Origin of the sequence: Clostridium lacusfryxellense (genome assembly GCF_018861735.1) — a bacterium.
Lineage (GTDB): Bacteria > Bacillota > Clostridia > Clostridiales > Clostridiaceae > Clostridium_AD > Clostridium_AD lacusfryxellense.
Genome location: NZ_JAHLEB010000157.1, coordinates 1 through 823, shown reverse-complemented (window position 1 = coordinate 823; position 823 = coordinate 1). Strand labels below are relative to the sequence as shown.

Genomic DNA, 823 nt, shown 5'->3' with positions numbered 1-823 from the left:
AGTTGCATGTCGTAGACCCGAAACCGGGTGACCTATCCATGGCCAGGATGAAGCGGAAGTAAAATTCCGTGGAGGTCCGAACCACGTTGGTGTTGAAAAACCATGGGATGAGCTGTGGATAGCGGAGAAATTCCAATCGAACTCGGAGATAGCTGGTTCTCCTCGAAATAGCTTTAGGGCTAGCGTCGATTAATTGAGTAATGGAGGTAGAGCACTGAATGGGCTAGGGGCTGACAACAGTTACTGAACCCTATCAAACTCCGAATGCCATATACTTTTATTTCGGCAGTCAGACTGCGAATGATAAGATCCGTAGTCAAAAGGGAAACAGCCCAGACCATCAGCTAAGGTCCCAAAGTGTAAGTTAAGTGGAAAAGGATGTGGGATTTCTAAGACAACTAGGATGTTGGCTCAGAAGCAGCCACTCATTTAAAGAGTGCGTAATAGCTCACTAGTCAAGAGATCCTGCGCCGAAGATGTCCGGGGCTAAAACTTACCACCGAAGCTATGGGTTTACACAATTGTGTAAGCGGTAGAGGAGCTTTCTGTACTGGCTGAAGTCATACCGTAAGGAGTGGTGGACGGTACAGAAGTGAGAATGTTGGCATAAGTAGCGAGAGTTAAGTGAGAATCTTAACGGTCGAAAACCTAAGGTTTCCTGAGGAAGGCTCGTCCTCTCAGGGTTAGTCGGGACCTAAGCCGAGGCCGAAAGGCGTAGGTGATGGACAATCGGTTGATATTCCGATACCACCAATGGACGTTATTAGAAATGGGATGACGCAGGAGGATAAGATGTGCACACTATTGGATGTGTGTCTAAGCA

1 rRNA gene is annotated in these 823 nt (G+C 47.4%); it reads left to right on the top strand.

Annotated elements, in window-relative coordinates:
* A 23S ribosomal RNA gene (locus KPL55_RS25765) occupies positions 1-823 on the top strand; the annotation flags it as partial.